Here is a 16586-nt window from a genome sequence, read left to right as displayed (position 1 = left end):
CGGCCCGCCCAAGAACGGCGCTGACAGGCGAGCGGCCCTCCTTGAGGCGGCATGCCCAGGGCCACGACGTCGGGCCGCTCGACTGCCAGCGCCGTTCTGGACGGGCTCCACGTCACGACACAAACAAAACCGCCCCCTCGCGGGGGGCGGTTCGTGTCGGCGGGCGCCGTAGCTTTAGTGCTCGCCGGGTTTGGTGTAGTACTCGAACAGGAGGCCGCTGACGGTCAGCAGGACGGCGGCGCCGCCCAGGGCGATCAGCCACGGGAACCAGTACGCGAGGCCCAGCCCGGCCGTGGTCGCGGAGACCGCGATACCGAACGGCCAGTAGCTCCCCGGGCTGAAGAACCCCAGGTCGCCCGCGCCCTCGGAGATGTCCGCGTCCGACCGGTCTTCCGGACGAGCCTCGATCCGCCGCGCGACCAGCGAGAAGAACTGGCCGCACATCCCGCACAGCACCGCCGACAGCACGAGCGCGGTCGTCCCGACCCAGTCGGTGTGGTACGAGCTGCCCTTGGTCCAGAAGTAGTAGACGACCGCCATCGCCACCAGGAACGCCGCGAGCAGGTTGAAGATCCTGGATTCGCTCTTCATGAGTCGCTAGCTCCTAGCTCGGCTGACGCGAGTCGCGCTTGGTCTTGAACGGGCGCGTGGTCGTCGCGGTCGGCGACTCCCCGATGGCCTGGAGCGCGTCGTAGGTCGACTTACCGGCCTTCTTCTCGGTGATGAACTGGTCGAATTTCTCCGACGTCACCGCGCGGAGCTCGAAGTTCATGTTCGCGTGGTACGTGCCGCACAGCTCGGCGCAGCGGCCGACGTACGCACCTTCCTCGCCCTTGTTGATCGACGCTTCGAACGAGTTCGTCCGGCCCGGGATCACGTCGCGCTTGAACAGCAGCGCCGGCACCCAGAACGAGTGGATGACGTCGTTGGAGGTCTCCACGAACCGGATCCGCTCACCGGTCGGCACGACCAGGATCGGAACCTGGTCGGTCGAGCCCAGTGTGCCGATCGGCTGCCGGTCGGTGTCGAGCTCCTCCGGGTAGAGGAACTGCCAGTTCCACTTGAACGCGACGACCGAGACCGTGACGTCCGGGTTCGCCTTCTGCTTGTCGACGAACGTCTGAACGATCGCGGTGTAGTAGAAGAGCACCGCGATGATCAGGAACGGGACCGCCGTGTACAGGATCTCGATCGGCAAGTTGAAGCGGGTCTGCGTGGGCAGCTCGTCGCTCTTCTTGCGGTAGCGGATCACCGCCCAGAAGATCAGGCCCCAGACGAACACGCCGACGGCGAGCGCGGCGATGACCGATCCGGTCCAGAGATCCATCATCTGGTCGGCCTGCGGGGTGATCCCCTTCGGCCATCCGAACCGGAGCACTTCTTCGGTGGAGCAGCCGGAGAGCAGCAACGCCGAGGCACCGGCAATGCCGGTGACGGCGGCCGCGCGGCCGGCCCGACCGAATCGCCGGGTACGACGTTCGGCACTCGCTGACGGGTTCTTCGCCCCCACCAGTCGCCCTCCTCATCGGCGCCCGACGCGTACTGCCAGTCGGGTCTCATCTTCGACCGAACGTAGACTACTGGACCCCCGGTGCGGCGACCCGCAGGGGTAGGCGACGCGCCGGGGTAGCGTTTCCGGACGTGTCCGACGCCGCAGCGCCTTCAGTACGGACGTACTTCGACGCGGCCACCGCGGTGCCGTTGCACCCGGTCGCCAAGCAGGCGTTCGCCGCCGCGATGGAGGACGGCTGGGCCGATCCCGCGCGGCTCTACACCGAGGCGCGGCGGGCCTCCCAGCTGCTCGACGCTGCCCGGGCCGTCGTGGCCGAGGTGGTCGGGGCCCGGCCGGACGAGGTCTCGTTCTGCGCCAACGGCACGGTGGCCGTCCACCACGCGATTCTCGGCGGGCTGGCCGGACGCCGGAGGGTGGGTTCCACGTTCGTCCACTCTGCCGTCGAGCACTCCGCGGTGCTGCACGCTGCGGCGTCCTGGGACGGCTCGTCGGTGCCGGTCGAGGTCGACCGCTCGGGACGGGTGTCCACGTCGGCCTTCGCCGAGGCGGTCCGCGCGCCCGGCGTCGCGCTGGCCGCGCTGATGAGCGCGAACCACGAGGTCGGGACGGTGCAGCCGGTCGCGTCAGTGGCTGCCGCGTGCGCCTCGGCCGGCGTCCCCCTGCATGTGGACGCTGCGCAGTCGCTGGGCCGTTCGCCGGTGCCTCCGGGCTGGGCGACGCTGAGCGGGAGCGCGCGGAAATGGGGCGGCCCGGCGGGCGTGGGGGTGCTGGTGATCCGGACCGGAACGCGGTGGGTCCCGCCGGGCCCGGCCGACGAACGGGAGCGCGGGCGTGCGCCCGGGGCGCTGAGCCTGCCGGCGATCGTGGCGGCGGCCGCGTCGCTCCGGGCCGTTTCGTCGAACGCTCCGGCCGAGGGCGCGCGGCTGTCCGCGCTGGTCGACCGGATCCGGGAGCGGGTGGCGGCGACCGTGCCCGACGTGGAGGTGGTGGGGCACCCCACGGAGCGGCTGCCCCACCTGGTCACGTTCTCGTGCCTCTACGTGGACGGTGAGGCGCTGCTGCACGCGCTGGACGCACGGGGGTTCGCGGTGTCGTCCGGGTCGTCGTGCACGTCGTCGACGTTGTCGCCGTCGCACGTGCTGGAGGCGATGGGGGTGCTGTCGCACGGCAACGTGCGGGTGTCGCTGCACGCGGGCGTCTCGGATGCCGACGTCGACCGTTTCCTGGCCGAACTCCCCGGGATCGTCGCCGATCTCCGGGCAACTGCGGGGGTGACGGGCCTGTGACCCCGGAGCTCACGCTGGATTGCCGCGGGATGCGCTGCCCGCTCCCGGTCATCGAGCTGGCCCGCCGGATCGGGGACGTGCCGATCGGTGGCGTCGTCCGAGTCCTCGCCGACGACCCGGCCGCCCGGGTGGACATCCCGGCCTGGTGCCGGATGCGGGGCCAGGAGTTCGTGGGTCCGGCCGACTCCGACGGCGCCCCGGCCTTCGACGTGCGCCGCGCCTGACCCGCCGCCGCCCAACGCCCACGCAGCCGCACCACGGCCACGCAGCCGCACCACGGGCACGCGCTCGGGCCGCGAAGACCCCCGGCGGGGGCGGGGGTCTTCGCGAAGCGCGCTACTTGCCCAGATACGAGGCGACCTCTTCGGCCGCCTCGTGGCCGTAGTCGATGCCGAGGCGCTTGACGAACTCGGCGTTGTCGACGGAGTACTCCTGCGTCCCCACGGTCTCGAGGACGTACGTCGCCAGCAGGTTGCCGACCTCGGCCGCCCGCCGCAGGTCCAGCCCCCACGACAGCGCGGTGAGGAACCCGGCCCGGAAGCCGTCTCCCACGCCGGTCGGGTCGGCCTTGGCCGCCTCGGTCGCGCAGGCCACGTGGATGCGCCCCACCGAGTGACCGACGATCTCGACGCCGTCCTTGCCGAGCGTGGTCACCCGGATCTCGACCCGGTCGAGGATCTCGTCCTGGCTGTACCCGGACTTCGACTCGAGCAGCGTCTTCTCGTACTCGTTCGTGAACAGGAACGCGGCGCCGTCGATCAGCTGCCGCACCTGGTCACCGGTCATCCGCGCGAGCTGCTGCGACGGGTCGGCGGCGAATCGCAGCCCCCGCTGACGGCACTCGGCGGTGTGACGCACCATCGCCTCGGGGTCGTTGGCCCCGATCAGCACCAGGTCGAGCCCGCCCACCCGGCGGTCGATCGGGCCGAGCTCGATGTTCCGGGCCTCGCTCATCGCACCGGCGTAGAACGACGCGATCTGACACATGTCGTCGTCGGTCGTGCAGACGAAGCGCGAGGTGTGCGCGTACTCCGACACGTGCACGGAGTCGCAGTCGACGCCGTGCCGCTCGAGCCACGACCGGTAGTCGGCGAAGTCGTTGCCGACCGCCCCGACCAGGATCCCCCGCAGGCCGAGCTGACCCATGCCGAACGCGATGTTGGCGGCCACCCCGCCGCGACGGACGACCAGGTCGTCGACGAGGAACGAGAGCGAGACGCGGTCGAGCTGATCCGGCATCAGCTGGGTGGCGAATCGCCCCGGGAAGTGCATGAGGTGGTCGGTCGCGATCGACCCGGTGACAGCAATTTTCATCCGGGGTTGTCTCCATCCGGCTAAGAAAGGGGCACCGCGCCCTTACCCGGGCGCTGAGAGAACCACACGGTGACCAAACGGCGAACAGCCTAATGCACACGAAACGGCGTCCACCACCGAAGATTCGGTGAGTGGACGCCGTCGCGTCGAAACTTAGTGGAACGAGTCGCCGCAGGCGCACGACCCGGTCGCGTTCGGGTTGTCGATCGTGAAGCCCTGCTTCTCGATCGTGTCGACGAAGTCGATCGTCGCGCCGCCCAGGTAGGGCTTGCTCATCCGGTCGACCGCGACCTCGACGCCACTGAAGTCGAGAATCGTGTCGCCGTCGAGCGAGCGCTCGTCGAAGAAGAGCTGGTAACGCAAACCGGAACAGCCACCCGGCTGCACGGCGATGCGCAGACGCAGGTCGTCCCGGCCCTCCTGGTCGAGCAGTGCCTTGACCTTGCTGGCGGCGCCGTCGGTCAGGAGAACGCCGTCGGCTGCAGGCTCAGTCGGGGCGTGCTCGTGGGTGGTCTCGGAGACGGTCACAGTCGGCTCCCGTTGTGTCGCTGGTCAACTACCGGGACAACCAGAGTCTTCCCGGCGTCCATTCCCCATGGTTGCACAAACTTTCGAGAACCGATCAGGACCGGCTCCAGTCCTTGGCCGTCCGCGCGGCCAGCTCGATCAGGACGTCCTCGGCCTGGTTCATCGCGCGGTCCACCGAGCCGGCCTGCTCGACCAGCGAGCGCGCCTCGTCCACGTGCGCCGCGGCCGCCTCCTGGCGTCCGACCTTGACCTGACCAGCCAGAACGACGCAGGGCGCACCGTGCTCGGAGGCCGCCGCCGCGACCCCGGAGACCACTTTTCCGCGGAGCGACTGGTAGTCGAACGAGCCTTCGCCGGTGATGACGAGGTCGGCGTCGGCGACCGCGGAGTCGAAGCCGATCAGCCGGCGGACGAGCGCGATTCCGGCCTCCCGGCGGCCGCCGAGTGCGAGCAACGCCACTCCGAGCCCGCCGGCCGCGCCCGCGCCCGGCAGCGAGGCGACGTCCGGCGGGCAGCCGGGCAGGTCGCGGACCAGGATCTCGCCCCAGCGCGAAAGCGCCAGGTCCAGGACCTGGACGTCGTTGTCGGAGGCACCCTTCTGCGGCCCGTAGATCGCCGATGCCCCGTGGATCCCGGTCAGCGGGTTGTCGACGTCGGTCGCCGCGACGATCTCGACGCCCCGCAGCGCCGGGACGCCCGCCAGCCCTTCGCAGGCCCGCAGCGCGGCCCCTCCCGGCGGCAGCGCAGTGCCGGAGACCCCCACCGGCCCGGCGCCCAGGGCGGCCAGCAGCCCCGCACCCCCGTCGTTGGTGACGCTGCCGCCCAGCCCGACGACGACCGAGCGGGCCCCGGACTCGACGGCGGCGGCCAGCAGCAGCCCCAGGCCGTAGGTGGTCGTGACCTTGGGGTCGCGCTCCGCGGCCGGCACCAGTTGCAGCCCGGCCACGGTCGCGCACTCCAGGTACGCGACGTCGTCCAGCAGCAGGAACGACGCCTCCAGCGGCTCCATCCGGGGACCGCGGGCCCGGACCGGCACCAGCGAGCCGCCGAGCGTCGCTCTGACGACCTCGACCAGGCCGGGGCCGCCGTCGGAGAGCGGGCGGGTCACCACCGTGTCGCCGGGTTTTTCCCGCCCCCAGCCGGTCGCGATCGCCGCCGCGGCCTGCTCGGCCGAGAGCGTGCCGCCGAACGAATCCGGTGCCACCAGTACGCGCATGCGTTTATGGTGCCGTATCAAGTTCTTCTCAGAGTGATCAGCACCACTGGCTGGGAGACCAATCGGTGCCACGATGGTTAACACCGCGGTAATGCGCGTCGATCGGAGAGAACGTGACCACCGACCTCGGACTTCCGGCCCTCACCGCCCGGGGATTCGCCGAGCCGTCCCCCACCGCCGCTGCGTTACTGCTGCTCGGCCGGGGCAGCGACCCCGCCTCGGAGCGTGGCGTCGACTGCCCGGGTGACCTGCCCGCCGCTTCCGACCCCGACCTCGTCGCGAGGGCGCGCGCCGCGCGCGAAGCCCTCGGTGACCGCGCCTTCGTGCTCGGCCACCACTACCAGCGCGACGAGGTCATCCAGTTCGCCGACGTGACCGGCGACTCGTTCAAGCTCGCGAAGGACGCCGCTGCGCGTCCGGACGCCGAGTACATCGTCTTCTGCGGTGTGCACTTCATGGCCGAGTCGGCCGACATCCTCACCGGCGACTCCCAGAGCGTGATCCTTCCCGACCTGGGCGCCGGCTGCTCGATGGCCGACATGGCTACCGACCAGCAGGTCGACGAGGCCTGGGAGGTCCTGGAGGACGCCGGTGTCGCCGGCACCACGGTGCCGGTCAGCTACATGAACTCCTCGGCCGCGATCAAGGCGTTCACCGGACGCCACGGCGGCACGATCTGCACGTCGTCCAACGCGAAGAAGGCGCTCGACTGGGCGTTCACCCAGGGCGAGAAGGTCCTCTTCCTGCCCGACCAGCACCTCGGCCGGAACACCGCGGTCCTGGAGCTGGGCCTGGGCCTGGACGACTGCGTGCTGTTCGACCCCCACCGGCCGGGCGGCGGGCTCACCCCCCAGCAGCTCCGCGACGCGACGATGATCCTCTGGCGCGGGCACTGCTCGGTGCACGGCCGGTTCACGCTCGAGTCGGTGCACGACGTCCGCGACCGGATCCCCGGCGTCAACGTGCTCGTGCACCCCGAGTGCCGGCACGAGGTCGTCACGGCGGCCGATCTGGTCGGCTCGACCGAGTTCATCATCAAGACGCTCGACGCGGCGCCGGCCGGCTCGGCCTGGGCGATCGGCACCGAGCTGAACCTGGTCCGCCGCCTGGCCCTCGCACACCCTGACAAGACGATCGTGTTCCTCGACCGCACGGTGTGCTTCTGCTCGACGATGAACCGGATCGATCTGCCGCACCTGGTGTGGACGCTGGAGTCGCTCGCGCGTGGCGAGGTCGTCAACCGGATCACGGTCGATTCCGAAACCGCCTACTTCGCCCGGGTTGCGCTCGATCAGATGCTAGCCCTTCCGGGATGACGCCGACCGAGCCTGCCTTTCCGGAAACCGGGCCGATACCCTGGTCAGGTGAGCCTCCTCCGTCGTAAGTCCGCCCCCGCGTCCGAGGACGTCCCGGACACCGTCGAACCGCTGTCCACGCCCTCGGGCAAGGCTTACACGGCGCCGAAGGCGCGGCCCACGCCGAAACGCACCGCCAACAGTCGTCCGCGGGCGATGACGGCGGCGCCGACGGACAAGAAAGAGGCGAAGGCCGCGATGCGCACGAAGATGCGCGAAGAGCGGTCGGCCGCGTACGAGGGCATGCGGCGGGGCGAGGAGAAGTACCTCTCCGCCCGCGACAAGGGGCCGGTGAGGCGTCTCGTCCGCGACCTGGTCGACTCGCGGCGCAACGTCGGCTCGTACTTCCTGATCGGTGCGCTGCTCGTGCTGCTGTTCTCGCAGCCGCAGTGGCCCGCTCCGGTGCGGTTCGGCGCGAACATCCTCTGGCTGCTGCTGATCGTCGCGATCCTGCTCGACGTGTTCCTGATCTCGCGCCTGATCCGCAAGAACGTCCGCGAGCGCTTCCCGGACGCGCCCGACAAGCTGCCCGGCCTGAGCTTCTACGGCGTCATGCGCTCGGTGCAGTTCCGCCGCATGCGCTCCCCGTCCCCCCAGGTGAAAGTCGGCGACCAGGTCTAGGTCCACAGCTTCCGGATCACGTCTTCGATGGCGGGCTCGAGTACCCGGAGGTCTCGCAGTGGTGCCGCGGCCGCCACCGCGGCCACGACTGCGGGCAGGGGCCCGTCGAGGGCGAGCGTCTGACGCCGGCCGTCGGCCTCCACCAACTCGGTGGACGCCCCGGGCACGGCCAGCGCAGGACGCGGCTCGTCCAGCTCGACGACCAGCCTGCGCCGCGAGCCGTACCGGGCGTGCAGCGCGGCCAGCGTCCCGTCGTGCACGACCCGGCCGTGGTCGATCACGACGAGCCGCCGGCACAGCCGCTCGATGTCGGCCAGGTCGTGCGTGGTGAGCACCAGCGTCGTGGAATGCCGCCGGTTGAGTTCGGCCAGGAACCCGCGCACGGCCTCCTTGCTCACCACGTCCAGGCCGATCGTCGGTTCGTCGAGGAACAGCAGCTCGGGGTCGTGCAAGAGTGCGGCGGTCAGTTCGCCGCGCATCCGCTGCCCGAGCGAGAGCTGCCGGACCGGCGTGCTCAGGAACGGGCTCATCTCCAGCAGCTCGACGCACTCGGCCAGCCGGTTGCGGTGATCGACGGCCGAGACCCGGTAGACCGCCCGCAGCAGGGCGAACGAGTCCTCCAGCGGCAGGTCCCACCACAGCTGGCTCCGCTGGCCGAACACCGCGCCCATCCGCCGGGCCAGCCGCGTCCGATCGGGCACCGGGGCCAGCCCGCACACCCGTACGTGCCCGGCCGACGGCACCAGGATCCCGGTCAGCATCTTCAGCGTCGTCGACTTCCCGGCCCCGTTCGGCCCGAGGTACCCGACCATCTCCCCCGGCTCGATCCGCAGATCGACCCCGTCGACGGCCGTGACCGTCCGTCGCGTCCGGCGCCACCGCCCGGTCTTCGTCCGGACGACGAAGTCCTTCCGCAGGTCCCGCGCGTCGATGATCACGAGCCGGTGCTCTGGTAGTGGCGGACGCCGACCCGCCAGGCCAGCGCGGCGACCCCGGCCCAGGCGACGCCGACCAGCGGGGCGCACCAGTGCAGCCAGCCGGGCGTCCCGAGCGGATCCGGTCGTCCCAGTAGCGCCAGTGCCGGGAAGTACCCGACCGCCGCGAGCCCGAGCACGAACCCGAACGCCCGCCCGAACACGGGCCCGAAAATCGGCATCGGGTAACTCGCGAAGTCCCGCCCGCCGTACGTGAACATGTTGGCTACCTCCGAGCCGTCGATGAGCCAGAACATCGCCGCGGCGCCGGTCGTGAAGATCGCGCCGTAACAGATCGCGCCGCCGATCGGCGCGACCACCGCCAGCAGCACGCGGCCGGGCGTCCAACTGATACCGGCGAGCGTGAGGGCGAGGGAGTAGACGACCGAGGCCTGCACCATCCGGCCGGCCCGGCGGGCCTGGAAGTCGAGCACGACCAGCTGGCCGAAGGCCGACAACGGACGCAGCAGCACCGCGTCCAGCAGACCCGTCCGCAGGTAGAACGGGACCTTCTCCAGGTTGCCGACCGCCACGTCCGCGATCTGGAACGACAGCGTGGCGGTCCCGGTGATGACCAGCGTGTCCCGCAGGCCGAACCCGGCGAGCGACGGCGTCACCCGGAACACGGTCAGCACCATCAGCACGTCGATCACCGTGATCGCGGCGTTCAGCACCAGGTCGACGCCGAACGAGAGGCGGTACTGGAGCTGGCTGCGGAGCTGGGCCGCGAAGAGCCGGCGATAGGCGTCAGCCACCCTGCACCACCAGCCGGCGCAGCGCGGCCCGCTCGGCCACGTGCCCGAGCGACAGCACGATCACCACGACGACCGCTCCCCCGGCGATCAGCCGCAGCGGGTCGCCGCGTTCGAGCAGGACGTCGAGCGGCGCCTGCAGCATCCACGGGAACGGCGTGCACCACAGCGCGGTCTGCGCCCAGCCGGGGAAGAACCCGATCGGCAGCGCCAGCCCCGAGAACAGCGTGCCGCCGAACAGCCAGAACGTGTTCGGTCCGCGCGGGTCCATCCACCAGAACGTCAGCAGGTTGAACAGGTAGCGGGTGCCGAAGCTGGCCATCGTCCCGAGGAGGACGGACACCGCCAGCAGCGGAAACGTCCACCCGGACGTCGGCCAACGCAGTGGGAAGAAGAGGGCGCCGATCGCGATCGGGACGGTCAGGCGGACGAGGACCGCGTACCCGGCGCGGCCGAGATCGGCGGCCAGGTAGGCGAGCAGTGGATCGATCGGACGTTGCAGATCGCTGACGATCTCACCGGTGCGGATGCGGTCGGCGACCTCGGTCCAGCTGAACAACTGCACCACGCCGAGCAACCCCTGACCTGCCCAGGCGTACATCGCGATCGACGCCGGGCCGTACCCGGCGGCGCTGCCTCCGGCCCCGGCCACCGCCGCCAGCAGGATGTACGTCCGGAGGAAGCCGAACATCGAGTTGGTCGCGGCCGAGGCCAGCGCGGCCCGCCGATACGTGGAGTGACGTCGGAAACCGGCCCTGATCAGGGCCACGAACGCCGGCACGGGAAGTCTCCCTCGGGTGGTGGGCTCGCGAGAGCCACGTGATGTGCTCGGATGAGCCACCACGCCGCGCACCCCGCAGGGTGCCCGCCGCCGGCCGGCAAGGCGTCGAGGGTAACGCGGTCGCGCACCGCGGAGCGAGCCGGTTTACGGTCGAGACATGGAATTCCGCACACTCGGTCGTTCCGGGCTCTTCATCTCCGAGATCGCCTACGGCAACTGGCTCACGCACGGTTCGCAGGTGGAGGAGGACGCCGCGATCGCGTGCGTCCGCGCCGCGCTGGACGCCGGCGTGACCACCTACGACACCGCCGACGCCTATGCGGGCACGCGTGCCGAGAAGGTGCTGGCCAAGGCACTCGACGGCGTGCGGCGCGCCGACTACGAACTGTTCACGAAGGTGTACTTCCCGGTCGGCAAGGGCAAGAACGCCCGCGGGCTCTCCCGCAAGCACATCGTCGAGGGCATTCACGGGTCGCTGAAGCGGCTGAACACCGACTACGTCGACCTCTACCAGGCGCACCGGTTCGACCACGAGACGCCGCTCGAGGAGACGATGCTCGCGTTCGCCGACGTCGTCCGGCAGGGCAAGGCGCTCTACATCGGCGTCTCGGAGTGGCGCGCGGAGGAGATCGCGCAGGCTGCTTCGCTGGCGCGGGAGCTCAAGGTGCCGCTCATCTCGAACCAGCCGCAGTACAGCATGCTGTGGCGGGTGATCGAGGCCGAGGTGGTGCCGGCGTCCGTCGAGGCCGGTCTCGGGCAGATCGTCTGGTCGCCGATCGCGCAGGGAGTGCTGACCGGCAAGTACAAGCCGGGTCAACCGCTGCCGGACGGGTCACGGGCGACCGACGAGAAGGGCGGCGCCGACATGATCAGCCGCTTCATGAACGACGACGTGCTGGGCCGGGTGGAGCGCCTGACCCCGCTCGCGGAGCAGGCCGGGCTGTCGATGGCGCAGCTCGCGGTGGCCTGGGTGTTGCAGAATCCGAACGTGTCGGCCGCGATCATCGGCGCGTCCCGCCCGGAGCAGGTGACCGAGAACGTGAAGGCGGCCGGGGTACGTCTGGACGCTTCGCTCCTGACCGCGATCGACGAGGCACTCGGCGACGTGGTCGAGCGCGACCCGGCCAAGACCCGCTCACCCCGCAGCCGCGTCTAGCGCCGTGCGGCTCCGACCTGGAGCCCGCCCAGGGCGCCGCCGACAGTCAAGCGCCCGCCCCCGCGGCCCCACCGGACGCCACACAAAAGCCGCACCCGCCCTCCAAGCGCCGCCACCCGAAACCCGCCCTAACCCGGAGCCCGCCCAGGGCGACGCTGACAGTCGAGCGCGCCGACGCCGTGGCCTCAGGGTTTCCGCCACAAGGAGGCGCGCTCGCCTGTCAGCGTCGTCTTGGGCGGGCCGCCCACTACTCAGAGGTGAGGGGCATGGTGTATTCGACACGGCCGTTCTCTTCCAGCGTGACCTCGTCGACGCCCTTGGTGCGCAGCTCCCGCCACTCCTCGCCGAGCCAGCTCTCCGCATCGGACTGACTCGGGAACTCCTCGGAGACCTCGCCGAGGTCGCTGCCGTCGGTGCTGCCCTGGTATCGCCACTGCCACGTCATGCCCAGAACCTACATCCCGCAGGAGGAGCTGATGGACACACTGGTCCTGGGTGGAATCCGTTCCGGGAAGTCCGCCTGGGCCGAGCGGCTGGTGACGGCGCACCCGGGCCCGGTGCGGTACGTGGCGACGTCACCGGCCCGTCCGGACGACGCGGACTGGTCCGCACGTGTCCGGACCCACCGGACCCGGCGTCCGGACACCTGGGAGACGGTCGAGGCCGGTGGCGGGCCGTCCGAGCTTCCGGCCGCGTTGCGGTCGGCTCCGGCCGGGTCGGTCCTGCTGGTGGACGACGTGGGGAACTGGCTGGCCGGTGCGTTCGACGCGGTGTCGGCGTGGTCGTTGCCGGACCCGCTCGGGGCGATCGGCGGGTCGGTCGCCGAGTTGGTCTCGGCGCTGGCGGAGTGCCGGGCGGACACCGTGCTGGTGAGCCCGGAGGTCGGCTGGACCGTGGTGCCGGCCACCCGGTCCGGACGGGTGTTCGTCGACGCGCAGGGCTCGCTGAACCAGCGTCTGTCGGCGGTCTGCGACCGCGCCGTGCTGGTCGTCGCCGGGCGGGGGCTCCGGTTGCCGGACGCGCCGGATAGCCTCCTGACGTGACTGAGCCGGAGGTCGAAGACCCGCCGTCGTTGCTGGAAAGCCTCACTCCGGTCGCGGCCGACTGGGTGGCGGGGGAGGCCGCGGAGGCCCGCCTGGCCGGCTGGGGCGCCGCGACCGGTGGGCTCGGCGGTTTCCTGCGCTGGGTCGGGTCGGTCCGCGAGGCGTCCGAGCCGTTCCGCCGCGTCCGGCTGGTGGTCTTCGCCGCCGATCACGGGGTGACCGACGGTGCCGCGGCCGCCCACGCGCTGCTCGCGGGCGAAGGTCCGTTGCCCCTGCTGGCCCGCCGGGCCGACGTCTCGATCCGCCTGGTGGACGCCGGCCTGGCCGGCGATCCGCTGCCGGGTGACCTGTCGGCCCGGCGGGTGCTGGCGGGAAGCCCGGCCGTGGACCCGCTCACGCCGGAGCAGGTGGAGGCGGCGCTCGACCTCGGGGCCCAGGTGGCCGACGAGGAGGTCGACGGCGGCGCCGACCTGGTCGTTCCCGCCGTCCTGACCGAGTCGGCGATCGTGCCGGCGACCGTGCTGATCGGCGCGTTGTGCGAGGTCGAGCCGGTGAAGGCGCTCGGGTACGACCCGTACGTGCCCGACGCGGTGTGGATCGAGCGGTGCGCCGCGATCCGCGACGGCATGCACCGGGTGTCGGTCGCGGCGGCGACGCTCGCGACCCGGCGGTTGCTCGCCGTCGGCGGTGGGGCCGACCTCGCGGCGACGGCGGGGTTCCTGGTCAGGACCGCCGCCCGGCGGACGCCCGCCCTGCTCGACGGCGTCGGCCCGGCCGCCGCGGCGCTGGTGGCGAGGGCGCTGGCGCTGGACGCCCGGACGTGGTGGTGTGCGCCACACGTGTCCGGCGGTGCGGGCGAGCGGCAGGCGTTCGGGGAACTGGGCCTGGCGCCGGTGGTCGATCTCGGCGTGCGGCTCGGCGACGGCGCCGGAGCGCTGCTGGCGCTGCCGGTGCTGAGCGCGGCGATGGAACTGGCCGCGGCGGCGCCGGAGCGGGTGGTGCCGGTGGTCGAGCCCGTGGTGGTCGAGGTGCACGTCGACGAGGGCGATCAGATCGGCGGGGTCGGCGGGTACGACGCCGGTGCGCGGGGGCCCGAGCCCGAGGAGGCACTCGCCGAAAGCCCGGCTGAGGCTCCCCCGGAACCCGAAGGCAACCCGGCCGGTGCGGCCGGTGCCGCCGGTGCGGCCGGTGCGGCCGGTGCCGCCGGTGCGGCCGGTGCGGCCGGACCGGTCAACCCGGGCTCACCGGACCGGACGGCCACGCCGGACGGGACGGCCACGCCGGACGGGACGGGTGCTCCGGACGGGACGGGTGCTCCGGCCGGTGGGTGACCGGGGGCGGCTCGCGTTCTCGCTGTTGTCGGTCCTGCCGGTGCGGGCCCGTCGGATGGACCGCGACACCGCGGGCGGCGCCATGCAACTGGCCCCGCTGGTCGGCGCGGCCGTCGGCCTCACCGCCGGGATCGTCTTGCTGATCTCGCTGGTCGTCGGCATCCCGTCGCTCGTCGCCGGGGCGCTCGGCGTCGGCACGCTGGCCCTCGCCACCCGCGGCCTGCACCTCGACGGCCTCGCCGACACCGCGGACGGCCTCGGGAGCTACGGCGACCCCGAACGCGCGCTCGCGGTCATGAAAGCCCCGGACATCGGGCCGTTCGGCGTCATCACGATGCTGCTGGTCGGGGTGGTCCAGGTCGGCTGCCTGGCGGTCGTCGCCGACACCCACGCCGTGCTGCCGGTCCTGCTGCTCCCAGCCGTCGGCGCCGCGACCGGAAGACTCGCCGTGACCTGGGCCTGCCGAGCCGGCGTCCCGTCCGCGCGCCCGTCCGGACTCGGTGCGCTCGTCGCCGGAACGCTCTCGCCCGTCGCGGTCGGGCTCACCACGCTGGTCGTGGTGCTCGCCGCGGCGATCGCCACCGGCACCGGCGGCCCGACCGTCTGGCGCGGTCCGCTAGCCGTCGCGGCCGGGCTGGCCGTGGGCTGGGCCCTCGTGCGCCACTGCACCCGCCGCTTCGGCGGCATCACCGGCGACGTCCTCGGAGCGGCCTGCGAGGTCGCGACGACCGCGGCGCTGGTCGTCCTGGTGATCCAGCCCTGGTCCCTGACCTTGACCGTCACCCGCTGAACCCCGCCCCACGCGCGGCTGCCGGGAACGGCGGGCGGGACTGCCGCCGGGACGGCGGGCTCGGGCGGCGGGACGGCGGGACTGCCGCCGGAACGGCGGGCTCGGGCGGCGGGCAGGGCCGCGGGCCAAGGCGGCGGGTCGGCGACGGCGGGTCGGCGACGGCGGGTCGGCGACGGCGGAGCGCCCGCCCGGGTTGGGCGGGCGCTGGGCGCCGGGTCAGCCGAGGGGGCTGGGGCTGGGGCTCGTCGTGACCGAACCGTCCATCGGCTCGGGTACCACCGGGGCCGAGGTCACGCTGTCGCCCTGCGTCTGACCGGGGAACGGAGCCTCGGGCGCCCCGTCCGAGGGCACGCCGGTCTCCGGCGGAGCGGTCGTGTCCGACGGCTCGCCGCTCGGGCTCTCGGACGTCTCGTCCGACGGGCTGAGCTCGTCCGACGGGCTCCCGGACGGGCTCGGCGACTCCGACGTCGTCTCGCTCTCGGTCGGCGTCGGCGACGTCGGCGCCTTGTTGTCGTTCCCGACGATCCGGCCGACCGTCGTCCCGTCGCCCGGCTTGCCGCGCACCGCCTCGGCGACCGTACGCCCCTCGATCACCTCGATCGTCGTGATGACGCCCATGACCAGCACGAACACCGCCGCGCTCGCGGCCGCGATCCGCTTCCACGAAAGCCCGGAGTACCAGGGCACCCCACCGCCGTAGACGCGCCCGTCCGGCCGCTCGGGCGGAGGCGCCCCCGGCGGCGTCGAACCCGCCGCAGGCACGGAGGCCGTGCCGTACGCCGGCGTGACCGCAGGCATCACCGCGGTCGCGTCCGGCCCGCTGCCTACCGTCCCGAGCAAGTGCGTCTCGTCGTTGGACGGATGGGCCTCGGCCAGGTGCACGTCCGGGAGACCGCGGCCGACCTGGGCGACGTCCGGCAGCAGCGGGTCGGGCGCGACGCTCGCGGAGTCGCGACCGGCGTGGAGCATGCCGTCGAGGCTCTCGGTCTTGCCGCCGACGGTCGTCGTGACGACCTTGGCCAGCACCTTGTTCGAGCGCTGGATCGACTTCTGGTAGACGGCCGTCGTGACGGTGGCGATGACGCTGCCGAGTCCGGCGCCGACGACCGTCCCGGCGACGCCGAGGTACGAGGCCGCGACCGCGGAGGTGGAGGCGGCCATGGCGCCGGCCAGGACCTGGGGCGCGGAGATGCCGAGGAACTTCTTCTGCTCGGGCGCAGCGTCCGGCCCGCGTAGTGCGTCCGGCACCTCGGAGGCCGAGATCGACCGAGGCACGCCCGCCGGCGCGCCGTAAGCGCCACCGACGCCGGTCGTCGACGTCCCGTAGGCGCCGGGCACCGAAGCCCCGTGCACCCCGGACACAGAAGCGCCGTACGGCCCGGCACCTCGGCCGATCGCCGAAGCGCCGTAAGGGCCGGTCGTCGAAGCGCCGTGAGCGCCGACGCCTGGGCCAGCGGCCGAAGCGCCGTAGGCGCCGACGCCAGCGCCTGAGCCGGTCGCGGAAGCGCCGTAGGCGCCCACACCCGGGCCTAGGCCGGCAGCCGAAGCCGGCGTGTGCGGCTTCGGGGTCTCCGCGGCCTGCGGCGCCGGCCTCGGGCGAGCGCCCGTCGGCGGCTCCGCTCCCGACGGATCGGACTCGGTTGCCCCTGCGGCCGGCTGCCTCGCCGCCGGCTGCTCTGCCTCGACGTCCGACGGCTCGGCCTTCGCCGGGACCAACGTCCCCCTCATCGAGCGCACCGCCGTTCGCGGCTGACTCTCCGATCCCTCAGGAGTCGTCACCCCCGCAACGGACGGCTCGGCCTTCGACCGCGCCTCGGCCGACGGATCAACCTCGGGGCGCTTCCCGGCCGACAGCGCCGGGTTCCCCGGTTCCCCAGCTGACCGACCAGAGCCGGAGCCCGCCACCGCGGACGGACCCGCACCAGC

The 16586-nt window shown here is 72.4% G+C and carries 18 protein-coding genes; 8 read left to right on the top strand and 10 right to left on the bottom strand.

Features of this window, described 5'->3' with window-relative positions:
- Nucleotides 1-174: 174 nt before the first annotated feature.
- Nucleotides 175-591, bottom strand: coding sequence for a cytochrome c oxidase subunit 4 (locus ACIBZJ_RS06920; RefSeq protein ID WP_395926421.1), 417 nt, complete (start codon nt 589-591; stop codon nt 175-177).
- Nucleotides 592-604: 13 nt separating this feature from the next.
- Nucleotides 605-1510 carry a cytochrome c oxidase subunit II gene (coxB, locus tag ACIBZJ_RS06915; RefSeq protein ID WP_395926419.1) on the bottom strand — a complete coding sequence of 302 codons (906 nt, stop codon included), beginning with the start codon at nt 1508-1510 and terminating at the stop codon, nt 605-607.
- A 131-nt stretch (nt 1511-1641) separates the two neighbouring features.
- Here coxB and ACIBZJ_RS06910 point away from each other — a divergent pair, with 131 nt between their 5' ends.
- A complete protein-coding gene (locus ACIBZJ_RS06910) occupies nt 1642-2799 on the top strand; it encodes a cysteine desulfurase family protein (RefSeq protein ID WP_395926417.1) in 1158 nt (385 codons plus the stop codon).
- 29 nt (nt 2800-2828) lie between these two features.
- On the top strand, nt 2829-3023 hold the full coding sequence (locus tag ACIBZJ_RS06905; protein WP_395927734.1) for a sulfurtransferase TusA family protein: 195 nt from the start codon (nt 2829-2831) through the stop codon (nt 3021-3023).
- A gap of 112 nt (nt 3024-3135) precedes the next feature.
- On the opposite strand, the gene ACIBZJ_RS06900 is transcribed toward ACIBZJ_RS06905, so the two are convergent.
- The 3 genes from ACIBZJ_RS06900 to ACIBZJ_RS06890 all read right to left on the bottom strand — a co-directional run bounded on the left by ACIBZJ_RS06900 (nt 3136) and on the right by ACIBZJ_RS06890 (nt 5857).
- A complete protein-coding gene (locus ACIBZJ_RS06900) occupies nt 3136-4113 on the bottom strand; it encodes a carbohydrate kinase family protein (RefSeq protein ID WP_395926415.1) in 978 nt (325 codons plus the stop codon).
- 153 nt (nt 4114-4266) lie between these two features.
- The gene (locus ACIBZJ_RS06895) at nt 4267-4641 is read right to left on the bottom strand and encodes a HesB/IscA family protein (protein WP_395926412.1); all 375 of its coding nucleotides are present in this window, start codon (nt 4639-4641) and stop codon (nt 4267-4269) included.
- Between the two features lie 94 nt (nt 4642-4735).
- The gene (locus ACIBZJ_RS06890) at nt 4736-5857 is read right to left on the bottom strand and encodes a glycerate kinase (protein ID WP_395926410.1); all 1122 of its coding nucleotides are present in this window, start codon (nt 5855-5857) and stop codon (nt 4736-4738) included.
- A 113-nt stretch (nt 5858-5970) separates the two neighbouring features.
- Between ACIBZJ_RS06890 and nadA the strand changes: the two genes are divergently transcribed.
- Both nadA and ACIBZJ_RS06880 read left to right on the top strand, forming a co-directional pair.
- Nucleotides 5971-7173, top strand: coding sequence for a quinolinate synthase NadA (gene nadA, locus ACIBZJ_RS06885; protein ID WP_395926407.1), 1203 nt, complete (start codon nt 5971-5973; stop codon nt 7171-7173).
- Between the two features lie 48 nt (nt 7174-7221).
- Complete coding sequence (locus ACIBZJ_RS06880; RefSeq protein ID WP_395926405.1) at nt 7222-7833, top strand: DUF3043 domain-containing protein; 612 nt, start codon at nt 7222-7224, stop codon at nt 7831-7833.
- Here ACIBZJ_RS06880 and ACIBZJ_RS06875 read toward each other — a convergent pair.
- Genes ACIBZJ_RS06875 through ACIBZJ_RS06865 form a run of 3 tightly spaced genes read right to left on the bottom strand, consistent with a single transcriptional unit; the run spans nt 7830 to nt 10340 of the window.
- Nucleotides 7830-8771, bottom strand: coding sequence for an ATP-binding cassette domain-containing protein (locus ACIBZJ_RS06875; protein WP_395926403.1), 942 nt, complete (start codon nt 8769-8771; stop codon nt 7830-7832). The two genes, ACIBZJ_RS06880 and ACIBZJ_RS06875, sit on opposite strands and share 4 nt — an antisense overlap.
- Nucleotides 8768-9562, bottom strand: coding sequence for an ABC transporter permease (locus tag ACIBZJ_RS06870; RefSeq protein ID WP_395926401.1), 795 nt, complete (start codon nt 9560-9562; stop codon nt 8768-8770). The genes ACIBZJ_RS06875 and ACIBZJ_RS06870 overlap by 4 nt, the downstream gene beginning before the upstream one ends.
- Nucleotides 9555-10340, bottom strand: a complete 786-nt coding sequence (locus ACIBZJ_RS06865) for an ABC transporter permease (RefSeq protein ID WP_395926399.1) — start codon at nt 10338-10340, stop codon at nt 9555-9557. The genes ACIBZJ_RS06870 and ACIBZJ_RS06865 overlap by 8 nt, the downstream gene beginning before the upstream one ends.
- A 157-nt stretch (nt 10341-10497) precedes the next feature.
- Here ACIBZJ_RS06865 and ACIBZJ_RS06860 point away from each other — a divergent pair, with 157 nt between their 5' ends.
- The gene (locus tag ACIBZJ_RS06860) at nt 10498-11496 is read left to right on the top strand and encodes an aldo/keto reductase family protein (protein ID WP_395926397.1); all 999 of its coding nucleotides are present in this window, start codon (nt 10498-10500) and stop codon (nt 11494-11496) included.
- 247 nt (nt 11497-11743) lie between these two features.
- Here ACIBZJ_RS06860 and ACIBZJ_RS06855 read toward each other — a convergent pair whose 3' ends face one another.
- Nucleotides 11744-11941 carry a hypothetical protein gene (locus tag ACIBZJ_RS06855; RefSeq protein ID WP_395926395.1) on the bottom strand — a complete coding sequence of 66 codons (198 nt, stop codon included), beginning with the start codon at nt 11939-11941 and terminating at the stop codon, nt 11744-11746.
- Nucleotides 11942-11972: 31 nt separating this feature from the next.
- Here ACIBZJ_RS06855 and ACIBZJ_RS06850 point away from each other — a divergent pair, with 31 nt between their 5' ends.
- Genes ACIBZJ_RS06850 through ACIBZJ_RS06840 form a run of 3 tightly spaced genes read left to right on the top strand, consistent with a single transcriptional unit; the run spans nt 11973 to nt 14660 of the window.
- Nucleotides 11973-12539 carry a bifunctional adenosylcobinamide kinase/adenosylcobinamide-phosphate guanylyltransferase gene (locus tag ACIBZJ_RS06850; RefSeq protein WP_395926393.1) on the top strand — a complete coding sequence of 189 codons (567 nt, stop codon included), beginning with the start codon at nt 11973-11975 and terminating at the stop codon, nt 12537-12539.
- Complete coding sequence (locus tag ACIBZJ_RS06845; RefSeq protein ID WP_395926391.1) at nt 12536-13870, top strand: nicotinate-nucleotide--dimethylbenzimidazole phosphoribosyltransferase; 1335 nt, start codon at nt 12536-12538, stop codon at nt 13868-13870. The genes ACIBZJ_RS06850 and ACIBZJ_RS06845 overlap by 4 nt, the downstream gene beginning before the upstream one ends.
- Nucleotides 13833-14660 carry an adenosylcobinamide-GDP ribazoletransferase gene (locus ACIBZJ_RS06840; RefSeq protein ID WP_395926389.1) on the top strand — a complete coding sequence of 276 codons (828 nt, stop codon included), beginning with the start codon at nt 13833-13835 and terminating at the stop codon, nt 14658-14660. The genes ACIBZJ_RS06845 and ACIBZJ_RS06840 overlap by 38 nt, the downstream gene beginning before the upstream one ends.
- 216 nt (nt 14661-14876) lie before the next feature.
- Here the strand turns inward: ACIBZJ_RS06840 and ACIBZJ_RS06835 are convergent, their stop codons facing one another.
- On the bottom strand, nt 14877-16022 hold the full coding sequence (locus ACIBZJ_RS06835) for a hypothetical protein (protein WP_395926387.1): 1146 nt from the start codon (nt 16020-16022) through the stop codon (nt 14877-14879).
- Between the last annotated feature and the right edge of the window lie 564 nt (nt 16023-16586).

The organism is Cryptosporangium sp. NPDC051539 (assembly GCF_044454545.1).
Classification (GTDB): domain Bacteria; phylum Actinomycetota; class Actinomycetes; order Mycobacteriales; family Cryptosporangiaceae; genus Cryptosporangium.
The sequence above is the reverse complement of the archived record's forward strand: the minus strand, read 5'-3'. Positions and strand labels throughout refer to the sequence as shown.

Excerpts from the sequence above, each read along its gene's own strand:
- ACIBZJ_RS06855 (WP_395926395.1), bottom strand. The coding sequence starts at position 11,941 with ATGACGTGGCAGTGGCGATACCAGGGCAGCACCGACGGCAGCGACCTC.
- ACIBZJ_RS06860 (WP_395926397.1), top strand. The coding sequence starts at position 10,498 with ATGGAATTCCGCACACTCGGTCGTTCCGGGCTCTTCATCTCCGAGATC.
- ACIBZJ_RS06920 (WP_395926421.1), bottom strand. The coding sequence starts at position 591 with ATGAAGAGCGAATCCAGGATCTTCAACCTGCTCGCGGCGTTCCTGGTG.
- ACIBZJ_RS06850 (WP_395926393.1), top strand. The coding sequence starts at position 11,973 with ATGGACACACTGGTCCTGGGTGGAATCCGTTCCGGGAAGTCCGCCTGG.
- ACIBZJ_RS06890 (WP_395926410.1), bottom strand. The coding sequence starts at position 5,857 with ATGCGCGTACTGGTGGCACCGGATTCGTTCGGCGGCACGCTCTCGGCC.
- ACIBZJ_RS06905 (WP_395927734.1), top strand. The coding sequence starts at position 2,829 with ATGCGCTGCCCGCTCCCGGTCATCGAGCTGGCCCGCCGGATCGGGGAC.
- ACIBZJ_RS06900 (WP_395926415.1), bottom strand. The coding sequence starts at position 4,113 with ATGAAAATTGCTGTCACCGGGTCGATCGCGACCGACCACCTCATGCAC.